This is a genomic window from Kribbella soli, assembly GCF_004331345.1.
Taxonomy (GTDB): domain Bacteria; phylum Actinomycetota; class Actinomycetes; order Propionibacteriales; family Kribbellaceae; genus Kribbella; species Kribbella soli.
In genome coordinates, this window is the sequence record NZ_SJJZ01000006.1 from 475,212 (window position 1) to 493,669 (window position 18,458).

Annotated in this window: 18 protein-coding genes; 9 read left to right on the top strand and 9 right to left on the bottom strand. The window is 67.7% G+C overall.

The genetic code is table 11. The features are described 5' to 3' along the window. Positions 1 to 12: 12 nt before the first annotated feature. The 5 genes from E0H45_RS41375 to E0H45_RS41395 form a co-directional block, all read right to left on the bottom strand. Positions 13 to 891, bottom strand: a complete 879-nt coding sequence (locus tag E0H45_RS41375; protein ID WP_131348107.1) for a metal ABC transporter permease — start codon at positions 889 to 891, stop codon at positions 13 to 15. Beyond that, on the bottom strand, positions 888 to 1,691 hold the full coding sequence (locus E0H45_RS41380; protein WP_131348109.1) for a metal ABC transporter ATP-binding protein: 804 nt from the start codon (positions 1,689 to 1,691) through the stop codon (positions 888 to 890). The genes E0H45_RS41375 and E0H45_RS41380 overlap by 4 nt, the downstream gene beginning before the upstream one ends. Then, positions 1,688 to 2,623 carry a metal ABC transporter solute-binding protein, Zn/Mn family gene (locus E0H45_RS41385; protein ID WP_131348111.1) on the bottom strand — a complete coding sequence of 312 codons (936 nt, stop codon included), beginning with the start codon at positions 2,621 to 2,623 and terminating at the stop codon, positions 1,688 to 1,690. Before E0H45_RS41385 ends, E0H45_RS41380 begins: the two co-directional genes overlap by 4 nt. 82 nt (positions 2,624 to 2,705) lie before the next feature. Then, positions 2,706 to 3,593 (bottom strand): hypothetical protein, encoded by an 888-nt coding sequence (locus E0H45_RS41390; RefSeq protein WP_131348112.1) that lies wholly within the window; start codon positions 3,591 to 3,593, stop codon positions 2,706 to 2,708. Next, the gene (locus E0H45_RS41395; RefSeq protein WP_131348114.1) at positions 3,590 to 4,084 is read right to left on the bottom strand and encodes a SigE family RNA polymerase sigma factor; all 495 of its coding nucleotides are present in this window, start codon (positions 4,082 to 4,084) and stop codon (positions 3,590 to 3,592) included. The genes E0H45_RS41390 and E0H45_RS41395 overlap by 4 nt, the downstream gene beginning before the upstream one ends. Positions 4,085 to 4,182: 98 nt before the next feature. On the opposite strand from E0H45_RS41395, the gene E0H45_RS41400 reads away from it, so the two are divergent. The 4 genes from E0H45_RS41400 to E0H45_RS41415 all read left to right on the top strand — a co-directional run bounded on the left by E0H45_RS41400 (position 4,183) and on the right by E0H45_RS41415 (position 7,345). Continuing rightward, positions 4,183 to 5,619, top strand: coding sequence for a PASTA domain-containing protein (locus E0H45_RS41400; RefSeq protein ID WP_131348116.1), 1,437 nt, complete (start codon positions 4,183 to 4,185; stop codon positions 5,617 to 5,619). Next, positions 5,606 to 6,196: a hypothetical protein gene (locus E0H45_RS41405; protein ID WP_131348118.1), complete on the top strand. Its 591-nt coding sequence runs from the start codon at positions 5,606 to 5,608 to the stop codon at positions 6,194 to 6,196. Before E0H45_RS41400 ends, E0H45_RS41405 begins: the two co-directional genes overlap by 14 nt. A 77-nt stretch (positions 6,197 to 6,273) precedes the next feature. Beyond that, positions 6,274 to 6,909, top strand: coding sequence for an RNA polymerase sigma factor (locus E0H45_RS41410; protein WP_131348120.1), 636 nt, complete (start codon positions 6,274 to 6,276; stop codon positions 6,907 to 6,909). Next, positions 6,887 to 7,345, top strand: a complete 459-nt coding sequence (locus E0H45_RS41415; protein ID WP_131348122.1) for a hypothetical protein — start codon at positions 6,887 to 6,889, stop codon at positions 7,343 to 7,345. The genes E0H45_RS41410 and E0H45_RS41415 overlap by 23 nt, the downstream gene beginning before the upstream one ends. Position 7,346: 1 nt before the next feature. Here E0H45_RS41415 and E0H45_RS41420 read toward each other — a convergent pair whose 3' ends face one another. Further along, positions 7,347 to 9,929 carry a CHAT domain-containing protein gene (locus tag E0H45_RS41420; RefSeq protein WP_131348123.1) on the bottom strand — a complete coding sequence of 861 codons (2,583 nt, stop codon included), beginning with the start codon at positions 9,927 to 9,929 and terminating at the stop codon, positions 7,347 to 7,349. A gap of 88 nt (positions 9,930 to 10,017) precedes the next feature. Between E0H45_RS41420 and E0H45_RS41425 the strand changes: the two genes are divergently transcribed. Further along, positions 10,018 to 11,514, top strand: a complete 1,497-nt coding sequence (locus E0H45_RS41425; RefSeq protein WP_131348125.1) for a S8 family peptidase — start codon at positions 10,018 to 10,020, stop codon at positions 11,512 to 11,514. A 74-nt stretch (positions 11,515 to 11,588) separates the two neighbouring features. On the opposite strand, the gene E0H45_RS41430 is transcribed toward E0H45_RS41425, so the two are convergent. Beyond that, positions 11,589 to 12,359, bottom strand: a complete 771-nt coding sequence (locus E0H45_RS41430) for an SDR family NAD(P)-dependent oxidoreductase (RefSeq protein WP_131348127.1) — start codon at positions 12,357 to 12,359, stop codon at positions 11,589 to 11,591. A gap of 200 nt (positions 12,360 to 12,559) precedes the next feature. Here E0H45_RS41430 and E0H45_RS41435 point away from each other — a divergent pair, with 200 nt between their 5' ends. From E0H45_RS41435 to E0H45_RS41445, 3 genes are all read left to right on the top strand, one after another. Beyond that, positions 12,560 to 13,354: a GAF and ANTAR domain-containing protein gene (locus E0H45_RS41435; RefSeq protein WP_131348129.1), complete on the top strand. Its 795-nt coding sequence runs from the start codon at positions 12,560 to 12,562 to the stop codon at positions 13,352 to 13,354. A 90-nt stretch (positions 13,355 to 13,444) separates the two neighbouring features. Beyond that, positions 13,445 to 14,122, top strand: coding sequence for an ANTAR domain-containing protein (locus tag E0H45_RS41440; RefSeq protein WP_165546788.1), 678 nt, complete (start codon positions 13,445 to 13,447; stop codon positions 14,120 to 14,122). Between the two features lie 46 nt (positions 14,123 to 14,168). Continuing rightward, a complete protein-coding gene (locus E0H45_RS41445) occupies positions 14,169 to 14,903 on the top strand; it encodes a GAF and ANTAR domain-containing protein (protein ID WP_131348133.1) in 735 nt (244 codons plus the stop codon). Between the two features lie 53 nt (positions 14,904 to 14,956). Here E0H45_RS41445 and E0H45_RS41450 read toward each other — a convergent pair whose 3' ends face one another. Next, a complete protein-coding gene (locus tag E0H45_RS41450) occupies positions 14,957 to 15,406 on the bottom strand; it encodes an RICIN domain-containing protein (RefSeq protein WP_238155711.1) in 450 nt (149 codons plus the stop codon). A 154-nt stretch (positions 15,407 to 15,560) separates the two neighbouring features. After that, positions 15,561 to 17,633: an endo-beta-N-acetylglucosaminidase gene (locus tag E0H45_RS41455; protein WP_131348137.1), complete on the bottom strand. Its 2,073-nt coding sequence runs from the start codon at positions 17,631 to 17,633 to the stop codon at positions 15,561 to 15,563. Between the two features lie 484 nt (positions 17,634 to 18,117). On the opposite strand from E0H45_RS41455, the gene E0H45_RS41460 reads away from it, so the two are divergent. Further along, positions 18,118 to 18,435, top strand: coding sequence for a hypothetical protein (locus tag E0H45_RS41460; RefSeq protein WP_165546789.1), 318 nt, complete (start codon positions 18,118 to 18,120; stop codon positions 18,433 to 18,435). Positions 18,436 to 18,458: the final 23 nt, after the last annotated feature.

Sequence of the window (18,458 nt, forward strand, 5' to 3'; positions counted from 1 at the left end):
GTGATCCCGAGCTCAACGGACGTCGACTGGGGTGAGGCGCGCAGGACGGCGTACCGGCAGGAGTCGGCAGCCCAGGTATATGGCGAACGAGATGCTCGTGATGTACGGGCTGATCGGGACCGAACTGCCGGCGGCCAGCAGGATGCCTCCGACCGATGCGACCACTGCGAACGCGGTGCTGAGCAGCGGAACCCAGACCGGTGACGCGGAGACTCGTAGCGCCGCGGCCGCGGGTGTGACCAGCAGCGAGAGCACGAGGAGCGCGCCGACGATCTGCACCGAGACCGCGACCGCGAGACCGAGCAGGATCATGAAGACGATCGACATGACACCGACCGGGACACCGCGGGCAGCGGCAACGTCAGCATCCGTACTCGCGAACAGCAACGGCCGCCAGATCACCACCAGCCCGACGGCCACGACGGCGGAGATGACGATCAGCGACTTGATCTGCGGATCGTCGATCGCCACGATCTGCCCGGTGAGCAGGCCGAACTTGTTCGCCGCCCGGCCGTGGTAGAGGCCGAGACACAAGATCCCGAGTCCGAGGCCGAACGGCATCAGTACGGCCGTCACCGAGTTGCGGTCCCGGGCGCGCGCACCGAGTACGCCGATCAGCAGCGCTGCTGTCAGCGATCCGAGCAGGGCTCCGGTGACGACGCTGGCGCCGAAGAGCAGGCTGGCCGCCGCACCGGCGAAGGACAGCTCACTGACGCCGTGCACGGCGAACGCCATGTCACGCATCATCACGAACACGCCGATCAGGCCGCCGACAATGCCGAGCACGACGCAGGCGATGATCGAGTTCTTCAGCAGCGGCAGGAGTTGGCCGTAGTCGGAGAAGTTGAACATCTCCGACCAGACCGTGCCGAGACTGTCCAGGCCGATCATCGGACCATCGCCTGTTCGGCGTGGTGGTACGGATCGTGGTCCGGGACACCCGCGACCAGGATCCGTCCGTTGTGCCGGATGACTTCGACCGGGGCGTCGAACAGGTCACTCAGTACGTCGGTGGTCAGCACCTCGTCCGGCGTACCGATCCGGAACCGGTGGTTCGCGATGTAGAGCACCCGATCGACCTTGTCGAGGATCGGGTTGATGTCGTGGGTGACGAACAGGACGCCGAGGTCGAGCCGCCGGCGGGCATTGTCGACCAGATCGCTGACCAGTCGTTGGTGCGGCAGATCCAGCGACAGCAGCGGCTCGTCGCACAGCAGCAGCCGTGGATCGGCAGCGAGTGCCTGGGCGATCCGCAGCCGTTGTTGCTCGCCGCCCGACAGCGACGACAGCGGAGTGGACGCGTAGGCCTCCGCACCGACCGACGAGAGCAGTTGATTGACCCGCTGACGCCGTACCCGGGACGGAATCGGAACACACCACCGGTGCCCGTCCACACCGAGCGCCACGAGGTCCCGGCCGCGGAGCGGTACGCCGTCCTCGGCCAGCCGCTGTTGCGGTATGTATCCGATCCGCCGGTCGCCCCGGCGTACCGGCGTACCGAGGAACGTCGCGGACCCGGACCAGAGCCGGACCTGGCCGAGGACGACCTTCAACAGGCTCGACTTGCCCGATCCGTTGGCGCCCAGTACGGCGATCAGCTCGCCACCGTTGACCTCGAGATCGAGACCTTCCCAGAGCGCGCGAGCGCCGAAGCCGAGCGCGGCCCGCTCCAGGCGCAGGACGACGCTCACTGCCCGAGCGCGGCGCCGACCGCGGTGAGGTTTGCCGACATCCAGCCGACGTAGTCCTTGCCGCTCGGGAGGGTCTCGGTGACCGGTACCACCGGGATGTTGTTCTGCTTGGCGGCGTTCAGCACCTTCTCGGTCTCCGGACCGGTGGTCTGCGCGTTGTACGCGAGCAGCTTGACCTCGTGTTTGCTGTAGAGCTGCAAGGTCTGGTCCAGCACCTTCGCGGGTACGTCGCTGTCCTCCTCGATGGCCTCGCTGAACTCGTCAGGAGTCTTGTTCTGCAGGCCGACCGCGTCGAGCAGGTAGAGCGGCACCGGCTCGGTGATCGCGACCGGCTGACCGTCGTACTTCGCCTTGAGCGACGCCTCCTGCTGCGTCAGGCCGTCGATCTTCTGCTTGAGAGCGGCGGCGTTCTGCTGGAACGCCGCCGCGTCGCCGGGCGCGGCCTTGGCGTAGGCCTGCTGGATCTGGTCGATGACCTTCACGACCGTCGGGAAGTCGTACCAGACGTGCTCATTGAGCTCCGCACCGCCCGCTGCCTTCTTGCCGGAGATGGTCACCGCGTTCAGCACCGTCGCCGAGGTGTTCTTCGCACTCTTCAGCATCCGGTCCATGAAGTCGTCGTACCCGCCGCCGTTCTCGAGCACCACCGTGGCATCGGCCAGCGCCAACTGGTTCCGGGTGTTTGCCTCGTACTCGTGCGGATCGGCGTCCGGACTGGTGATGATCGAGGTGACCGCCACCTTGTCGCCACCGATGCTTGCGGCCAGATTGCCCCAGACGTCGGTCGACGCAACCACCTTGATCTTCGCGCCACTGGACGCACCGGGCGACGACGCGGCCCCGGCGGCAGCGTCACCGCCCGACGAGCAGCCGCCCAGCCCCAGAGCGACGACGGTGACGACAGCGGGCACAACGAACAGTCTGCGACTCATGACAGGACCAACCTCTTGAGCGAAATGAAATGACAACCATTATCATTATCGCATGAGGTCCCAGAACGCCAGCCGCAGCCGATCAGCTACTGATCTTGAACTTTGGTGACGTTGCCAGTTCGGCCAGTTGGCGGGCGGTGTACACCGGTTGGGTCAGGGGGGCTTTGTCCGTGCGGTCGTTCTTCTTGGCTTGGGCTACGAAGACGACGGTGCCGTCGGCGTAGCGGTAGGCGGCCCACTGGTCGTAGTCGCCGCCGGTCTTGGCGGTCACCACGCCGACCTTCTTACCGTTGACGTCCACGACGGCGCAGGTGCCGGTCCCGCCCCAGAATCCCTTCGCCAGCTTGCACGGGTCCGTCGCCGGCTTCCCGTTGGGCGTGGTCGACAGGGCGAGCAACTTGCCGACCCGGTTGTCCTTCTGCACTGGGATGGAGGCCGAGTACTCCCAGTAGTCCGGCTCTCCGTCATTGGACGCGTACTGGCTCTGCGGCCATCTCATCGGGTCGCCGCTCGGGTACTTCAGGTCCGGCGAGGTGAATCCTGGCGGCAATGCCGAGGTCAGCTCGTTCATCAGCGCCACGGCCCGATCGGCGCGAGGACCCGTGGTCGCCGTACGGTCCACCTGGCCCTCCGGCCACGGGTCACCGGTCTTCCGGGTCTTCGGCGCAGTCGTCGGCGCCACAGTGGAGACCGGGGGCGTGGATGCCGACGGCGGGAATACCGACGGCGTGCCCGGGCCGCCCGCCACCATCTGGCCCACCGACCGGTCACCGGTCAAGTTCGTGACCAGTGCGGGACCGGCTGTGACGCCAACCACCAGCGGTACGACGGCGAGCCCGGCCCACGTCGCCCTGCGCCGCTTGCGCACCCGGCGGGCCTGCTCGAGAGCACGCGCAGGATCCATCGACGGCGGTGGGCCGCTGCGCACGATCACGTCATGCAGTGCCTCGTTGAGATCCTCTTCGTTCATCGAACCTTCTCCTCTTCCAGCAGACCCCGCAGCGTCGCCAGCCCGCGGGCGGCCTGGCTCTTGACATTTCCGGTCGAGCAGTCGAGCAGCGCAGCTGTCTGCTCGACGGACTGGTCCTCCCAGTACCGCAGGACGAGTACGGCGCGTTGCCTCGGCGGCACCTTCACGAGTGCCTCCAGCAACACGAGCCGTTCGTCGGCGAAGTCGGCCGCCGGCGCGGCCCGATCGGTCGCCTCGGACTCGACCGACTCGTGCCGGAACCACCCCCGGCGCCGCTCGGACAGGAACGTCCGTATGAGCGTCTGCCTGGTGTAGTTGTCCATCGCCTCGTGCCGCTCGATCCGGCGCCACGCCAGGTAGAGCTTCGTGAACGCTTGCTGCACCAGGTCTTCCGCGCGATGCCAGTCGCCGCAGAGCAGGTACGCCGTGCCGCGCATGGCGTCGGAACGTGCCGCGAAATACGCCTCGAACGCCGCGTCCCGCTCACTCATCTGATCTCCCATCCTTGATACCGGGTTAGACACGCCTCCGAGGTCGAAGTTGGTTGCATCCGGGTATCAACCGGGCCGGCGGCCCGGTCAGAGAGAGTGTGAGTATCCATCGCGCCAAGTATCTGATCGCCGCGGCAGCCGTTGCGATCGCGACGCTGCTGTCGGCCGGAACCGCCGCCGCAGGCGTTGCCGAAGACGCGTGCACGGAATCCGCTGAGTGGACCGCCTCACCGTCGCCCGTTCCCAAGGTGCTTGGCCTGTCGCTGGGAGCAGCAGCGGACCGTCTCCGAGCCGCCGGCCACAACTGCAAGATCGTGAACCACAACCTCGTGCAGGTCGACGAGAGGGCCGTCGTCGTTGTCAAGCAGGAGGTGCAGTACACGCCCGACCCCGACGGGGGATACTCGGTGGTCGCCCTCACCCGTGGCGTGGTGATGCCGGACCTCGTCGGGAAGACCTGGGGCGCCGCAGAGAAGATCGCGGCACGGCGCACGATTGCGGTGCGAGCGTTGCCGGCGAGCGGCGCTGCGGACTGGACAGTCGAGTTTCAGAACCCCGGTGCCGGCGCGTACATGATGTTCGGGGACGAGGCCAGCCTGAAGCTCAGCGAGCCCGTCCCGCCGGATCCGGTGCGTGTCCCGGTGCCGGATCTGATCGGGAGCACCGAGGACGAGGCCGCGGCCCTGGTCAAAGACGCCGGCCTCAACTACAAGGAACGGATCCTCAAGGACGGCAAACGGCCCGGGCGGGTGGTCAGCCAGCAACCGCAACCAGGCGAGCTGGTCGAACGCGCCACCACCGTGAGAGCCGACGTACGCCGGGTGCCCGCACCACCACCGACCACAGTCGTCCCGACGCCTCCCCCGACACCGCCCGCCGTCGTCCGCGCAGTGGTGCCGGATCTCGTCGGCCGGCTCGAATCCACCGCGAAGCAGGCGGTCGGGGTGGCTCGACTGAAGTTCCGATCTCGCGTGGTCCGTCCCGGGAACGCGCCGGGGATCGTCCTGAACCAGCATCCGCGGGCCGGTACCGAGGTCGACGTCGGCACCGTCGTCGCCGTCGACGTCACCCGCGCGCCGAAGCCGAAGCTCGTGCCGGTTCCTGACCTGCTCAACCGCAGTGAGGACGACGCCCGTGGCGCGGTCGAGGGCGCCGAGCTGATCTTCGATCTGATCGGTGGAAGTGATGCTTCGGGTCACGAGCAACAAGTCATCAGCCAGCAGCCGCGCGCCGGAGAGCTCGTCCCAACAGGAACGACGGTGACGGTGGAGTTCGCCGCCAGCGAGTCGAACTGGCCGTCGTGGCTGGTGCCACTGCTGCTCGGGACAGCCGTCCTGGCAGCCGGGACCGTCAGCCGTATCAGGCACCGACCGGGTTCCGACCCCAAACCAGTGCCTCACGTTCAGGCGGCCGGTCGGCTGACTCCGGGGATCCCGCAGATCCACGAATCCGGCCCAGCACACCGAATCCGAGTCAACGCCCGCCTTGATCGCGGGCGCCAGTACCTGCAGGAGAAGACCGATGAACACCACTAGCCACCAGATCACCATCGCCTCGCACTTCAACCAGACCAGCCGGGACGCCTCCGCCGAGCTGAGCGACCTGATCACCAAGAGCAAGGTGCTTGAACTGGCGCCTCACCTCGCTCCAGTCGCCTGGCTGGCGTCAGCTCCGGTGAACCGCGCGCTCACAGCGACCTTCGATCGCGACCTGGGCGATCCGATCCTGTGGGGCTGGCGGACGCATCGCGACCTCCAGGAGGCGGCGAGCGCCACGCTCGCGGGCACCGGGTCGCCCGAGTACGTCACGTTGGCCAAGCACGAGATCTCGTCGATCCATCACCCAGAGGTTGAGGTGACCGTCGATCAGCAGGCTCCGGTCACGATCAGGTTCGATCTCACGCTGCTCTTCACGCTGGAAGCCCTCCGGCTGACCGTTCAGAGCGGCCTGCTCGTCGGGCTGAGTCCGGGGTCTTGCTCCGTCGAGGTGACCCTCGGTGCACACGGCTTCGATTTCAAGCGCTCCGCGACGTACGCGCTTCAGGAGTTGGTGACTCTGCACAGCGGCCTGCGGCTGCTGCCGGCATCGGCCTACGCAGAGCTACCGGTCTGAAGCTGGATTGGCATGTATCTCCAGGTGCTCCGGTGCGGTCCGTTCAGTAGGGACACGGCATCAAGGGGGCAGCCGGAATGGAAGACGACGTTTCGCCGGTCACCGCTCTGGTGGCTGGCGCCGCCGATGGAGATCAGCAGGCATGGAGCGAACTCGTGAGCAGGTACGCGCCGTTGCTGGTGTCCGTCATCCGTCGGTTCCGGCTGACGCCGAGCGAGACCGAGGACGTTGCGCAGACCGTGTGGCTGCGCCTCGTCGGGCACCTGGACAGCCTGCAGGAACCGCGGGCGATGCCGGGGTGGATCGTCACGACCGCCCGCCGCGAGGCGCTCCGGTACCTGTCGTCCGGGCGCCGACTGCAGCCCAACGACCCGCTGGATCCTGAGTTCCAGGCGATTGCGGCGGATATCGACGAACCCGAAGAAGGTCTGTTCCGGGCCGAGCGGCACGAGGTGCTGCTGGCCGGTCTGGCCGAGCTGCCAGGCCGGCAGCGCGATCTGCTGTTGCTGCTGCTCGAGGATCCGCGACCGTCGTACGTCGAGATCACCGAGCGCACCGGGATACCGGCAGGCAGCATCGGCCCCACCCGCTCACGCGCGCTCGAACGGCTCCGCAGATCTCCACGGGTCCGGGCGTACGTCGAATCCGCCGAGCATTCGGAGCGATCCGAGCCGTCCGGAGGTGATCAGCATGACGCGGCAACGCTGGGATGACGACGAGCGCCTCCTCGAGGATCTCGCCGAGGCTGTCCGCGGTACGCAACCGTTGGCAGACACGATCGCCGCGCAGGCCGAAGGCGTGCTGTCCTGGCGGACGATCGACGAGGACCTCCTGCAGGCAAGCCTGACGTTCGACTCGTCGCTCGAGGCGGTGGCGGGGACCCGGGCCGAACCCGGGCAGACTCGGCTGCTGGTGTTCAGCTCCACTCCGCTGTCGATGGAGCTGGAGGTGACCCAGGACGAGGTTGTCGGCCAGATCCTGCCGCCCGGCCCGGGCGAGATCTATGTCGAGACCCCGGACGGCACCGAGTTCTCCGTCAGCGCGGACGAATCCGGCTTCTTCGAGCTACCGTCGTTGCCTGCTGATGCGGTCCGCCTGCGCTGCGATACGGCGACCGGTCGAGTGGTCACCGACTGGGTCCGGCTATGACTCAAGCCCCCAGTGCGATGAAGGACTGCCCAGCCGTGCGCGCCAGCCGGTCGTCGCCGGCCGACCCCCGTGCCTGGGCAAGCGCTTCGGCAAGATCGTCACCGGCCCGCAGCCTGCCGTGCAGGCCGACCATCAGCGGCACCGTCGCCGGGTCGTTCACCGGTACGACGCTCGCCACAACGCCGGACGACCCGAGTGCCACCAACGCACTGACCAGACCGAGCAACTCGTCCGCACCACTGGGTCCGCCCAGCGCGGAGCTGCAGCTCGACAGCACGACTCGGTACGGCGCGTGGTCCAGCCGTTCGAGGTCGTACACCGTGAGCGGCCCGTCATCCAGTTGGAGCGCCGAGAACAACGGACTGTCCGCGCGGAACGTGCCGTGCGCGGCGACATGCACCAACGACGCCCCGTCCATCGCTTCCAGGACCGCTTCTGCCGTGGCATCGCCTTCGGTGAGCACCACCGCGTCCGGATACAGCTCGGACAGTCGTCGTACCTCCTCTGGTCCGCTCGACAGCTGCGGACCACCGATCAGGACCACCCGCTCGGTCGCGGGCGGTACGGCGCTCTGTGCGCGCAACCACGCGGCCGCCGAAGGTGCCACCGAGGTTGGCCGATGCCGCAACGACGGCAGCAGACTCCACGGAACGGCGTGCAGCCGGCCAGTCGGTACGACCACCACTGGGCCGTCGGCCAGGTGCTTGGCCACGTCGCCCAGGAGTGCCGTCTCCAGGCGGGCTCCGATGGCGTCCAGGTCGAGCCGGTCCTCGCCGCGTCCGGTCGCCTCCCGTCGTAGCGCGAACAACGCGTGTGACAGCCGACGGGTCGCCTCCTGGGTGGGACCGATCAACACGAGGTGGACCCGGCCGCGCGCCGCCGTCATCGCGTACAGCTGGTCGTCGACGTCGGTGAGCTCGACCAGACTGCGGTCTCCGAGATGACTGAGCAGCTCGGTACTGCGGAACTGGTCGGACCGGTGGCCCATGGTTCCGGGTGTCACCAGGACTCGGCGTCGTACTGCGGCTTCGAGGCGTCGGCGTTCGCGGTGCAGCGGGGCGGGTCCGAGCCGCTGGTCGTAGGTGGTTTCCAGCCGGTTCGTCAGGTCGCGCAGCGCGGCGAGGTCGGCGACCAGGCCGTCGTCCTCCTGCGGCCGGACCGGCGGGATCGCGAGCACCGTGGCGCGCCAGCGTTCGCTCCACTCGAGGACTTGGCGGGCGTTGCCCCGCTGGACGGCGTACCGGAGCGCGATCGCGGCGAGTTCGGCGCCCTGAGCGGTGGCGAGAACGCGAAGTTCGGTGGCGCCGAGGGTGTGCACGTAGACCTCGATCAGACTCAGGCCCTGCCGGCAGGCCGCCAGCATCGCCCGCGACCTGCCGTCGCCTTGGTGGAGCGTGGCTTGGGCGAGCCAGCCGGCGCCGCGCGCTCGCAGGCCGCGATTCCGGGCGGCGGCCGCGATGCCCAGGTGGTTTCTGGCCCCGGCCGAGTCGGACCGGGCGAGGGCGAGCCTGCCCGTCAGCAGATGCGCCTCGACCGCGAGATCCGCATCGAGTCCGTCGAGCTCGACGCTGAGTCGTTGGCCGGTGTGCAGCAATCGCGCCGTACGATCACCGCCCGCGTAGCGGGATTGAAGCAACGCAAGCTCAGCACGCGCTGCCCACCACGGACGCTGCTGGCGGCGGAACAGCTTCATCGCCGCACGGCTGCGACTCTCGGCCAGCTCCAGAGCCCCGGCGGCGTGCGCTGCCAGTCCGGCGCAGTACAACAACTCCGCGCGTCGAGCCGTCGAGCCGCGCTGGTGCTCGAACCGCTCCAGCGCACTGTTGATCTCGGTGAGTGCGTCACGCGTCAGACCGGCCGCAAGCAGCACCACGCACTTGTTGGCGAGCAGGTCCGGCTCGAAAACACCGAGCTCGTCGACCATCCGTTGTGCGTCGTCGAGGTACAGCAGTGCCGTCGGCAGGTCACCGCGGGCGAAGGCCGCAGCACCACGCGCCTGCCGGGTGTCGGCGTACTCGACCTGCTGACCGCACTTCGCGAACAGCTCCTCGCTGCGGGCGTAGTCCACGTCGGCGCGTTCGATCGCGCCCATCGCGAGCAGCACCATCGCCCGGTGGGTCAGCGCCCGCGCCTCCCACATCAGGTCACCGGTGCCGCTCAGCAGTTCGACGGCCTGTTCGGCGTCGGCCAGCGCTTCGGCGTACCTGCCGAGCAGCGCCCCGCGCACCCAAGCCCGGCGGATCAGGATCCGGCCGGCGACCACACCCGTCCGGGCGGGCACGACCGAGTCGAGCACGGCCACACCACGTCCGGTCTGCCCGGCCATGACCAGAGCCACCCCGAGGCTCGCCAGGATGTCCGCCTCGCTGTCCGGATCCGCCGCCTTGCGAGCGTGCCGGTACGCCGCCTTGAGCTCGGTCACCGCCTGACGGATGTCGCCGAAGTCGCGATGGACGACACCGGCCGCCTTGTGCGCTGCCGCGGCATCAGCGTCGGACGGGGAGTTCGCGAGGACCTCGTGGGCGATCTTCAGGGCGTCAGCGGGCCGCGACAGTGCGAGCGCATGCAGCTCGTCAGCGTCCACGATCCTCCCCTTCACGTGGCCATGTTCCGATCGTAGTACGCCGTACCACCTTATTTTTCGAAGGTTTCTGACCAACTAGGGGGACGAAATGCCAGCCGAGCGACGCCTCGAAGATGCCCTGCACCTCATCCTGGACGACCCTGATGACCAGGAGAGCACGGGTCGTGGCAGGAAGCGAACTGATCGCGAAGAGCGGTGGCACGGTACGGCGGCGGCGTACCCGCCCGACTGGAAAACCCGCGGGTACGTCGAGTACTTCTACCGCCGGGACACCATCCTCGTTCGCACGGAACACGTGGACCTGGTCGTGGAAACGCTGCGCGAATCGCCGGTGCCTGGCGACGTCCGGGGTCCGATCATTCCCGAGAAGGTAGCCATCGATCGGCTGCGTGTGATCGGCGGTGTCACCGGTCTGGTCTGGCGCTACGGCAGGACGTTCGGTTCGGTGAAGGCCGGACAGCCCGGGAAGTTCGGTGGCAAAGAGTTCGGCGGCAGGCGCGACGGCCGCTACGACGACACCGATGCTCTGTCGACGCCGAACGTACTGGCTCGGCTGGAGGAGAAGCTCGGTCCCGACCTGGTGACTCCGGACACCGCGCTGCAACTGAACGGCAACGGTCATCCGTGCCCGGCCACCGAGCCGGCGCGCGTGCCCGGCAAGGCGGCGTGCCCGGAGCCGCCGGTGAGCACCGGGATCTGCTGCGGAACGCGCGGATGGGACGGCCGCGACGTGTTCGTCGGCGTCGTCGACGGCGGCCTGGTCGACGGTGTGCAGGTGTGGCCGTGGATGGCCGGCGTCACCGGTGATGCCGAGAATCCCTTCAAGGCGGGCACCACCACACAGATCAAGCCGTACGCGTGCCACGGGACATTCGTCGCCGGGTGTGTGCGCACGGTGGCGCCGAAGGCGAAGGTGCACGTCAAGAAGGCGGAGTACATCGACAACCGGCCGCACGCGGGGATGGCGTACGAGCACGAGATCATCCAGAAGATGAACGAACTGATGGACTGCGGTGCGGAGGTCATCGTCTGCGAGTTCGACGGCTTCACCCGCTTCCATCGGCCGCTGCTCACCTTCAACACCTTCTACGACAAGCGTTTGCGCCACCTGAACGTCGTCATCGTCGCGCCGGCCGGCAACGACACGACGTACGAGCCGACGTTCCCCGCGGCGTACTCGTGGGTGATCGGCGTCGGAGCGCTCTCCGCCGACGGCAACTGCCGCGCGTCGTTCTCCAACTACGGCGGTTGGGTCGACGTCTACGCACCGGGCGTGGATCTGGTCAACGCCTTCGCAGTCGGCGACTACGAGTGCTTCGAAGATCCCGCACCCCATGACGTGCGGCATTTCGAAGGGCTGGCCAGCTGGAGTGGTACGTCGTTCTCCACGCCGCTGGTCGCCGGGATGATCGCCGCACGCATGTCCGCAACCGGTGAAAACGCCCAACTGGCCGCAGAATCCTTGCTGCGCCTGGCCCGTAGCCAAGCCGTCCCAGGCGTCGGCCCGGTCCTCCACCCACACGAGGTCTGCGCGACTCCCCGCAAACCCTGCCACCCGACCTGCGACTGCGCCTGCACCCACTAGCGATCTCTCGCTTGCGCTAGGGTCCGGAACCACGGCTTCTCGGACTCTGCGCAGTGCTGGGAGCCACTGATCGGCTAGTGGAGGGTGTAGCCGCCGTCGACCACGACAACCGAGCCGGTCATGAAGCTGGAGGCGGGTGACGCGAGGAAAACGACGGTGGGCGCTATTTCTTCGGGTACGGCGTACCGCTGCATGGGGGCGTCGTCGATCCAGCGGGCCTTGAACTGTGGCTCGTCGACCGGCGCCATCTCGGTCTTCACGTAGCCGGGGGCGACGGCGTTCACGCGGATGTTCAACGGCGCCCACTCTGCGGCCAGGGACTTGGTCAGCTGATGGACCGCGGCCTTGGAGGCGTTGTACGCCGGTTGCCACTGTGGACGGTTCACGATCTGCGCGGAGATCGACCCGATGTTGACGATGGTGCCGCCGCCGACCGTCGTGAAGTGCCGGGCGGCCTCCTGACTGAGCTTCCACAGGCCGTCGACGTTCGTGGCGAACACGGTGTCCCATTCGTCGTCGGGTACGTCGAGCGCCGGCCGGTGAACGCACGCCCCAGCGTTGTTGACCAGGATGTCGAACCGTCCGGTCGCGTCCAGCGCCGCCTGGATCGCTGCCCGCCCGGAGGCCCGGTCGTTCACGTCGAGGCCGACGCCGACGACTGTCCGTCCGGTCTCGCCCGCCAGCGCTTCGGCCGCCTCCTGCGAAGCAGCGGCATCGCGCGCTCCGATCACCACGTCCGCGCCGGCCTCGGCCAGCCCGGTCGCGAAAGCACGACCGAGCCCCCGATATCCACCGGTCACCAGCGCCGTCCGCCCGGCCAGCGAGAACTTGTCGAGAACCCCCATCAGACAACAACCGCTTCGATAGTCATCCCACCATTGTGACCGCGGACCGGCGAGCGTTCGCACAACTTGGGACTTCAGCTGCGCCGTGGGTACGGATTGGCAGTATTGTTCGAAGCATTAGGAACGCCGACTCAAACGGCGTGTCCGGCTGCCCGAGACCCGGCGGTGCTCCAACGGCGTGTTTGGACGGAGTCGGGCCGATGTCTGTCACCCACACTGAAATCTCCCGGGCGCCAGCGGCCGGCGGTTTCCGCGATGTTTCCGGTATCCCCGGAACAGACGTGTTGCTGGCCGGCGGTCTGGCGCAGTTGGCCGTGGAGTTGTACGACGTCGCGGGTATCGACGACGCCGTGCGCCTGGTCCTGGCGTACGCGCGGCGCACCACCACCTGCGACTGCGCCGGAGTCGTCCTTGTCGACCGACGGACGGGCCTGAAGACGGGCGGTGCCACGGATCGGCGCGTGGAGCAGGCTGACCAGCTCCAACTGCAGTACAACGAGGGGCCTTGTGTGCCCGTGAGCCGGGAGCAACCAAGCGTTCTGGTCAGCGACACCATTGTCGACCCGCGGTGGCCGCGGTGGAGCCCACGCGTGGCCGAGCTCGGCCTTCGCAGCGTGCTCACAGTAAGGCTGTGCACTGCCCGGTCGAACCTGGGCGCGCTCAACCTCTATGCGATCCACCCTGGCCGGTTCACCGCCGACGACGAGACCACCGCGCGGTTGCTGGCCCAGCACGCCGCAGTCGCGATCGCCACCGTCCGGGACGCGTCGACCTCGGCGCAGGCGATCGAGACCCGCACGCTCATCGGCCGGGCTCAGGGCGTCCTGATGGAACGCTTCACCATCGACGCCGATCAGGCGTTCGCAGTGCTCCGTCGCTACTCGCAGGACAACAACATCAAGCTCCACAGTGTGGCCGCCGACTTGATCAGCACCCGGCGGCTGCCCACCAGATCACCGGTGGCCGCCGCTGTCCGATCGCCGGCAATCGGCTGACCGGCGGGTTGGCCCTGGTCGGCGAGACGGAATGGGAGGCGGTGTGGTCAGGTGTCATCGTCACGAGTTCGGCAGATCCTGGCCGAGGTCATGGCCGAGGTGGGAGACGGGCTCCCGGAGCAGCTGTGCCGCGCCTGTGCGGTGGCAGTGCCGGTCAGCGGTGTGGGGTTGGCATTGATGACCTCCACAGGTCACGGCGGCACCATCACGGCCACGGACAGGCGGGCTTCGATGATGGAAGACCTCCAGGCGACCCTGGGCGAGGGCCCCTGCCTGGACGCGTCGAACGACGGGCAGCCGGTGTTGCAGTCCGACCTGGCCGCTACGGGACCGGCGCGGTGGCCGGGCTTCGCCGCCGCCGCTCTCGACGCGGGTGTGGCCGCCGTGTTCGCCTTCCCACTGCAGGTCGGTGCGATTCGGCTGGGCGTGCTCGACCTGTATCGCGACACGACCGGCTCGCTGGACCGGCCCCAGTTGGCCGAGGCGCTGGCATTCGCCGAGGCGGCCACTACGATCTTGCTGTCCTTGCAGGACAAGGCCACACCGGGCGAGCCGCTGCATCCGCAGTTGGCCGAGGCCGTCGAGAGCCGCCGCGAGATTCATCAGGCGACCGGGATGGTCTCGGTGCAGGCCGGCGTCGGCTTGACCGACGCGCTGCTGCGGCTACGCGCCCACGCCTTCAGCAGCGAACGTTCTCTGATCGAGGTGGCCAAGGACGTAGTCGACCGGCGGCTACGTTTCCAACCCGAAGACGATCATCATGAATAGACACCATCCGGTCACGGGACACGATCACGTCAGGAAGGAGAGCGCCATGAGCAGGGAGCAGCGACTGGCCAGCGTGTTCGTCGAGCTCGCCGACACCCTCGTCGCAGGTTTCGACGTCATCGACTTCCTGCACACGCTCACCGAACGCAGCGTCGAGATCCTGCAGGCCGACGCGGCCGGGCTCATCCTGGTCGACCCCCACGAACAGTTGCACGTACTGGCCTCCACCACCGATCAGGCCCGGCTGCTGGAACTGTTCGAGCTGCAGAACTCCGAGGGACCCTGCCTGGATTGCTTCACCACCGGACACCCGGTGGTGAACATCGACCTGGCCGAGGTCCAGGCCCGATGGCCGCGGTTCCAGGCGGCGACCACCGCGGCCGGCTACCGCTCCGTGCATGCCCTGCCGCTACGGCTGCGCGGTCAGGTCATCGGAGCCATGAACCTGTTCTGCCAGGACCGTTCCAGCCTCAGCGACGACGACATCGCGGTCGGTCAGGCGCTGGCGGACGTCGCCACCATCGGTCTGCTGCAGGAACGCACCGTTCGCCACGGCGAGATCGTCGCCGAACAACTCCAGGGTGCGCTGAACAGCCGCGTCCTGATCGAACAGGCCAAAGGGGTACTGGCCGAGCGAGCCGGTCTCGGTGTGGACGCCGCCTTCGCCGCTCTGCGCGCCTACGCGCGCCGCAACGGGCGCCACCTCAGCGAGGTCGCCGCCGCCGTGATCGACGGCTCGCTGGACTTGACGATGTCGCCCTCCAACCAGCAGAGCAGGTAACCCGCTCACTGCAAGCAACCTGCTGCTGTTCACCCGGCTGAACGTCAGCGGCGTCAATTATCCGAGACGGGCATCAGGCGCCACCGATAGTACGAAGAGTCCAGATCGTGGTTGTAGTCGCTGTAGACGGCGCCGGCCCGGGAACTGGTCCGCAGATTGCTGTTCAGGTCTCCATTGAGGAAGTCGCCGGAAGAGCTGTTGAACTTCCACAGCTTGCCCGAATTCATCACACACGATCCCACCCAGACGGCGTTCACTCTCGTCCTGTAGTCGGTGGACAGGCACTTGCCGGTAGCTCGATTCCGCAGGAGGTAGAAGCCCGAAGCGTTCTTGGCCCCCGCGGTCCACTGCTGGTGAGTGTTGCCGGTGCACCTCGACACGAAGACCACACCCGAATCGCCGGCCGTCAGACAGGTGCCGGTGTGCACGTTCATCAGGGGCCGGTACGACACAGCCTGAGCCGGCGCCGCCGTCAGCGCCCCACCGGCCCCCACCGTCAGCATCGCCACCGCCGCCACTACAGCCCTTCGCAGACCTCGGTTCACAACCGTTCCTTTCACCCAAAGGTTCCTCTATGATTCTAGAGTTCAAACTCTAGGAGGCTAGAGGGTCACCGGGCGAGGACGCCGCCGCGGGGGTGCGGCGTCCTCTCCGGTGCTACAGGTGGGTGGTTGTGGACGGGCCGCGGTTGCCGTTCGGGGCGATCGGGACCAGTTGGAAGGTTCGGCCCTTGGTCAGGTCGACTGATTCGGCGAAGAAGGCGTCGCGGTGGACGCGGCCGAGCCAGTGGTTGGCGCCTTGGAGTACGTCGTACGCCGTGGCGTCCGGTTGGCGGGACCAGGTGAAGCTGAGGTGGCGGGTGGCGCCGGCGCCGGGGCCCTCGTCGGCTACGGCGAAGGATCGTGGGCGGGCGGGTGTCTTGTAGAGGGACTGCGCGTCGGCGAGCAGGACCTTGCCCAGGTGGCCGGAACCGCTGGTGCGCAAGGAGATTCGCGCGATGCGGTCGTCCCCACAGGGCACTCGCCCGCCGTACTCGATCCAGCCGGACGCTCGCCGGATCGGTGTCAGTCGGGTCCACACGATGCGGTCCGGTGCCGCACGGCGGGTGACGCCGAGCTCGATCGTCGACAAGCCCTGCGCGACGACCCGGACCTCGGTGTGGTCGGCCTGCGCGATGTCGGTCTTGAAGAGGTGGACGACGCCGGTGCCCGTGAGAGCGAGACTGTGCGCGCCCTCGTACGCCGTGCTCTCGTCGAGGGCGACCGTGACGCCGTCGGTCCAGTACTGCCACGTCAGCGCCCGATCGGCACAGCCTTGGTTGTCCCAGCCGCTGTCCCGGACCTGCTTGCCGTCGAGGTAGAACGTGCTGCCGACGCCGATGTTGAAGGTGGTCAGGATCGGGAGCGCGCCGTACGGCGACCGCTCGACGATGCCGTGCGCGATGCCGTCCCAGCGCTTGTAGTTCAGGACATCGGTCCGGTACGGCGGTGTGCGTTCCTCGATCCGGCCGGACGTCGCCGGGTTGCCGGTCGGCCCGGACCAGAACCGCTGCTCGAGATCGCGGTACTTCGCCCGTCCTTCCGGTGTCGTGGTGGCACCGGAGTTCGCGGCGGTGGCCCAGTACTGGTCCTCGACGAACAGCGCGACGGAGATCGGACCGGGGTGGCCCGGGTACGCGTAGTCCGTGAAGCACTCCTCCGGGTTGAAGCCGCCCTGCTGGTGCTCGACGCCGGCGAACGCGACTTCCCGTGGGTCGAACCCGGCGGCGGTCGCAGTCTTCGCGCTGCCGCTCAGGTCCGCGTCGACGTACGGCCAGCCGTAGTTGATGAAGATCGAGTCGACGATCGGATCGCCGGGGGCACCGAGCCACGGGACGTTCTTCTGATTCAGCGTGTTCTGGTAGTCCAGGTTGCCGTTCGGCAGATCCGCGTCGTAGTACTGCAGGTAGAAGTCCGGGTCCTGGGCCTTGAGGTAGCGGAACAGGTCGCGCAGCTTCTCGGCCTGGGCGGCGGTGATCGACGCCTCCTGGTTGATGAACAGGCCGTCGAAACCGAAGTACTTGCGGATCTCGATCAGCTTGTCGCCGACCGGGAACGAGCCGTCGGCGGCCTGGACCAGGAACTCGCCGAAGTCGACGCCGGTGCGCGGCCAGAACCAGCCGCCGATCGTCTTGACGCCGTTCTTGTGGGCGGCCTCGGTCCAGCCCGGGTTCGGGATGTCGATGACGCCGTACGTCCGGCCGGGCGCACTCGGGTCGGCGACCACGTCGCTCGGCACCGACGGCAGCACCTGACCGTGCCACGTACCCCAGACGTCGATGTACGGCCAGAACCGCTGCGTGTAAACGTGCCCTTCGAGACCGATCGGCTGGTTGCGGCCTTCGTAGATCGTGCCGGCGTCGTCCAGGCTCAGCGTCGACAACCGGACCCCGGGATCCAGGTCGGGATGCGCCTGGGTCGGCGCGAACGGCTCGATCCGCGGCGCCAGCGGGACCAGGCAGCGCAGGTGCCGGGCCCACGGGTGGGTCTTGGGGTCGAAGTCGAGCAGGTCCGCCGGATTCCATCCGTACGTCGACGGTCCGGGCGGGATCCCGCCCGACCCGGGCTTCGGTGCTGCCGATCCAGCTGCCGCGGCGGAGGCCGTCGTACCGACCCCGGCCAGCGCCGCCACCAGGCCGGCACCTCCCACCGTGATCAGCGTTCTCCGAGAGACCTCGAGCGGATCTGACATCGCCTCACTCCTCAGATATACCGGTTTAGTTTGCCCAGCATCATAGGAGCGAGACCTCTTCAGCAAAAGAGCTGAACTGGTTTTGCCCAGCACCTGTCAGGCGGCCGCCTACTCCAGCACGCCACCCACCTCATCGCCACTCCGGCCACCCTCAGGTTCTCGACTCGTGGATCGAGGTTGTTCCTGACAGCCAACTCCCACGACTCGACGAACAACCCCTTGCTCTGGCGACACATATCCAGTTCGAGTGGTGTTGGCGTGTGACCTTTCCCTTGTGAATAAAGGGTTCCAGGACTCGCTGGCTGGTGGGTACGAGCCGTGTGCCATGGAATCGAACGCACAACCGGAGAAGATCTTCATCATCTGGCTTCCTCGCGCGGGACGGGGATCTTTCGGGACCTTTGGCCCTGATCTACGCCTACAGCTGTGGCCACACTGTGGCTGCGAGGATCACGAGATCCCGCGGGGGAGATCGATGTCAGAGATGAGCAAGCAGGTGTATGCGGCGCAACGGGTGGCGACGTTCCTGGGTGTCGTGAAGTGGCTGACGATCGCGGTGCTGGGAGTCGGCGGGGTCCTGACCGGCCTGCAATTGATCACTGCCGGCACCAGCAGCACTGAGCAGGCGCTCGGGTTCCTGGTGCTGGTGGTCGCGGGCGTCAACGCGCTGGTCACCTGGGCCCTGTTCGGGTGGCTTCAGCACATGCTCGGGATGTTGACCGTGATCGCTGCAAACACGGCTCCGGTACTGCAGCCAAATCTGAGCGCACCGGTTCCGGCGTTCACTCAGCAAGGGCTCTGAGGTAGCTGTGCTGAGCAACGCTG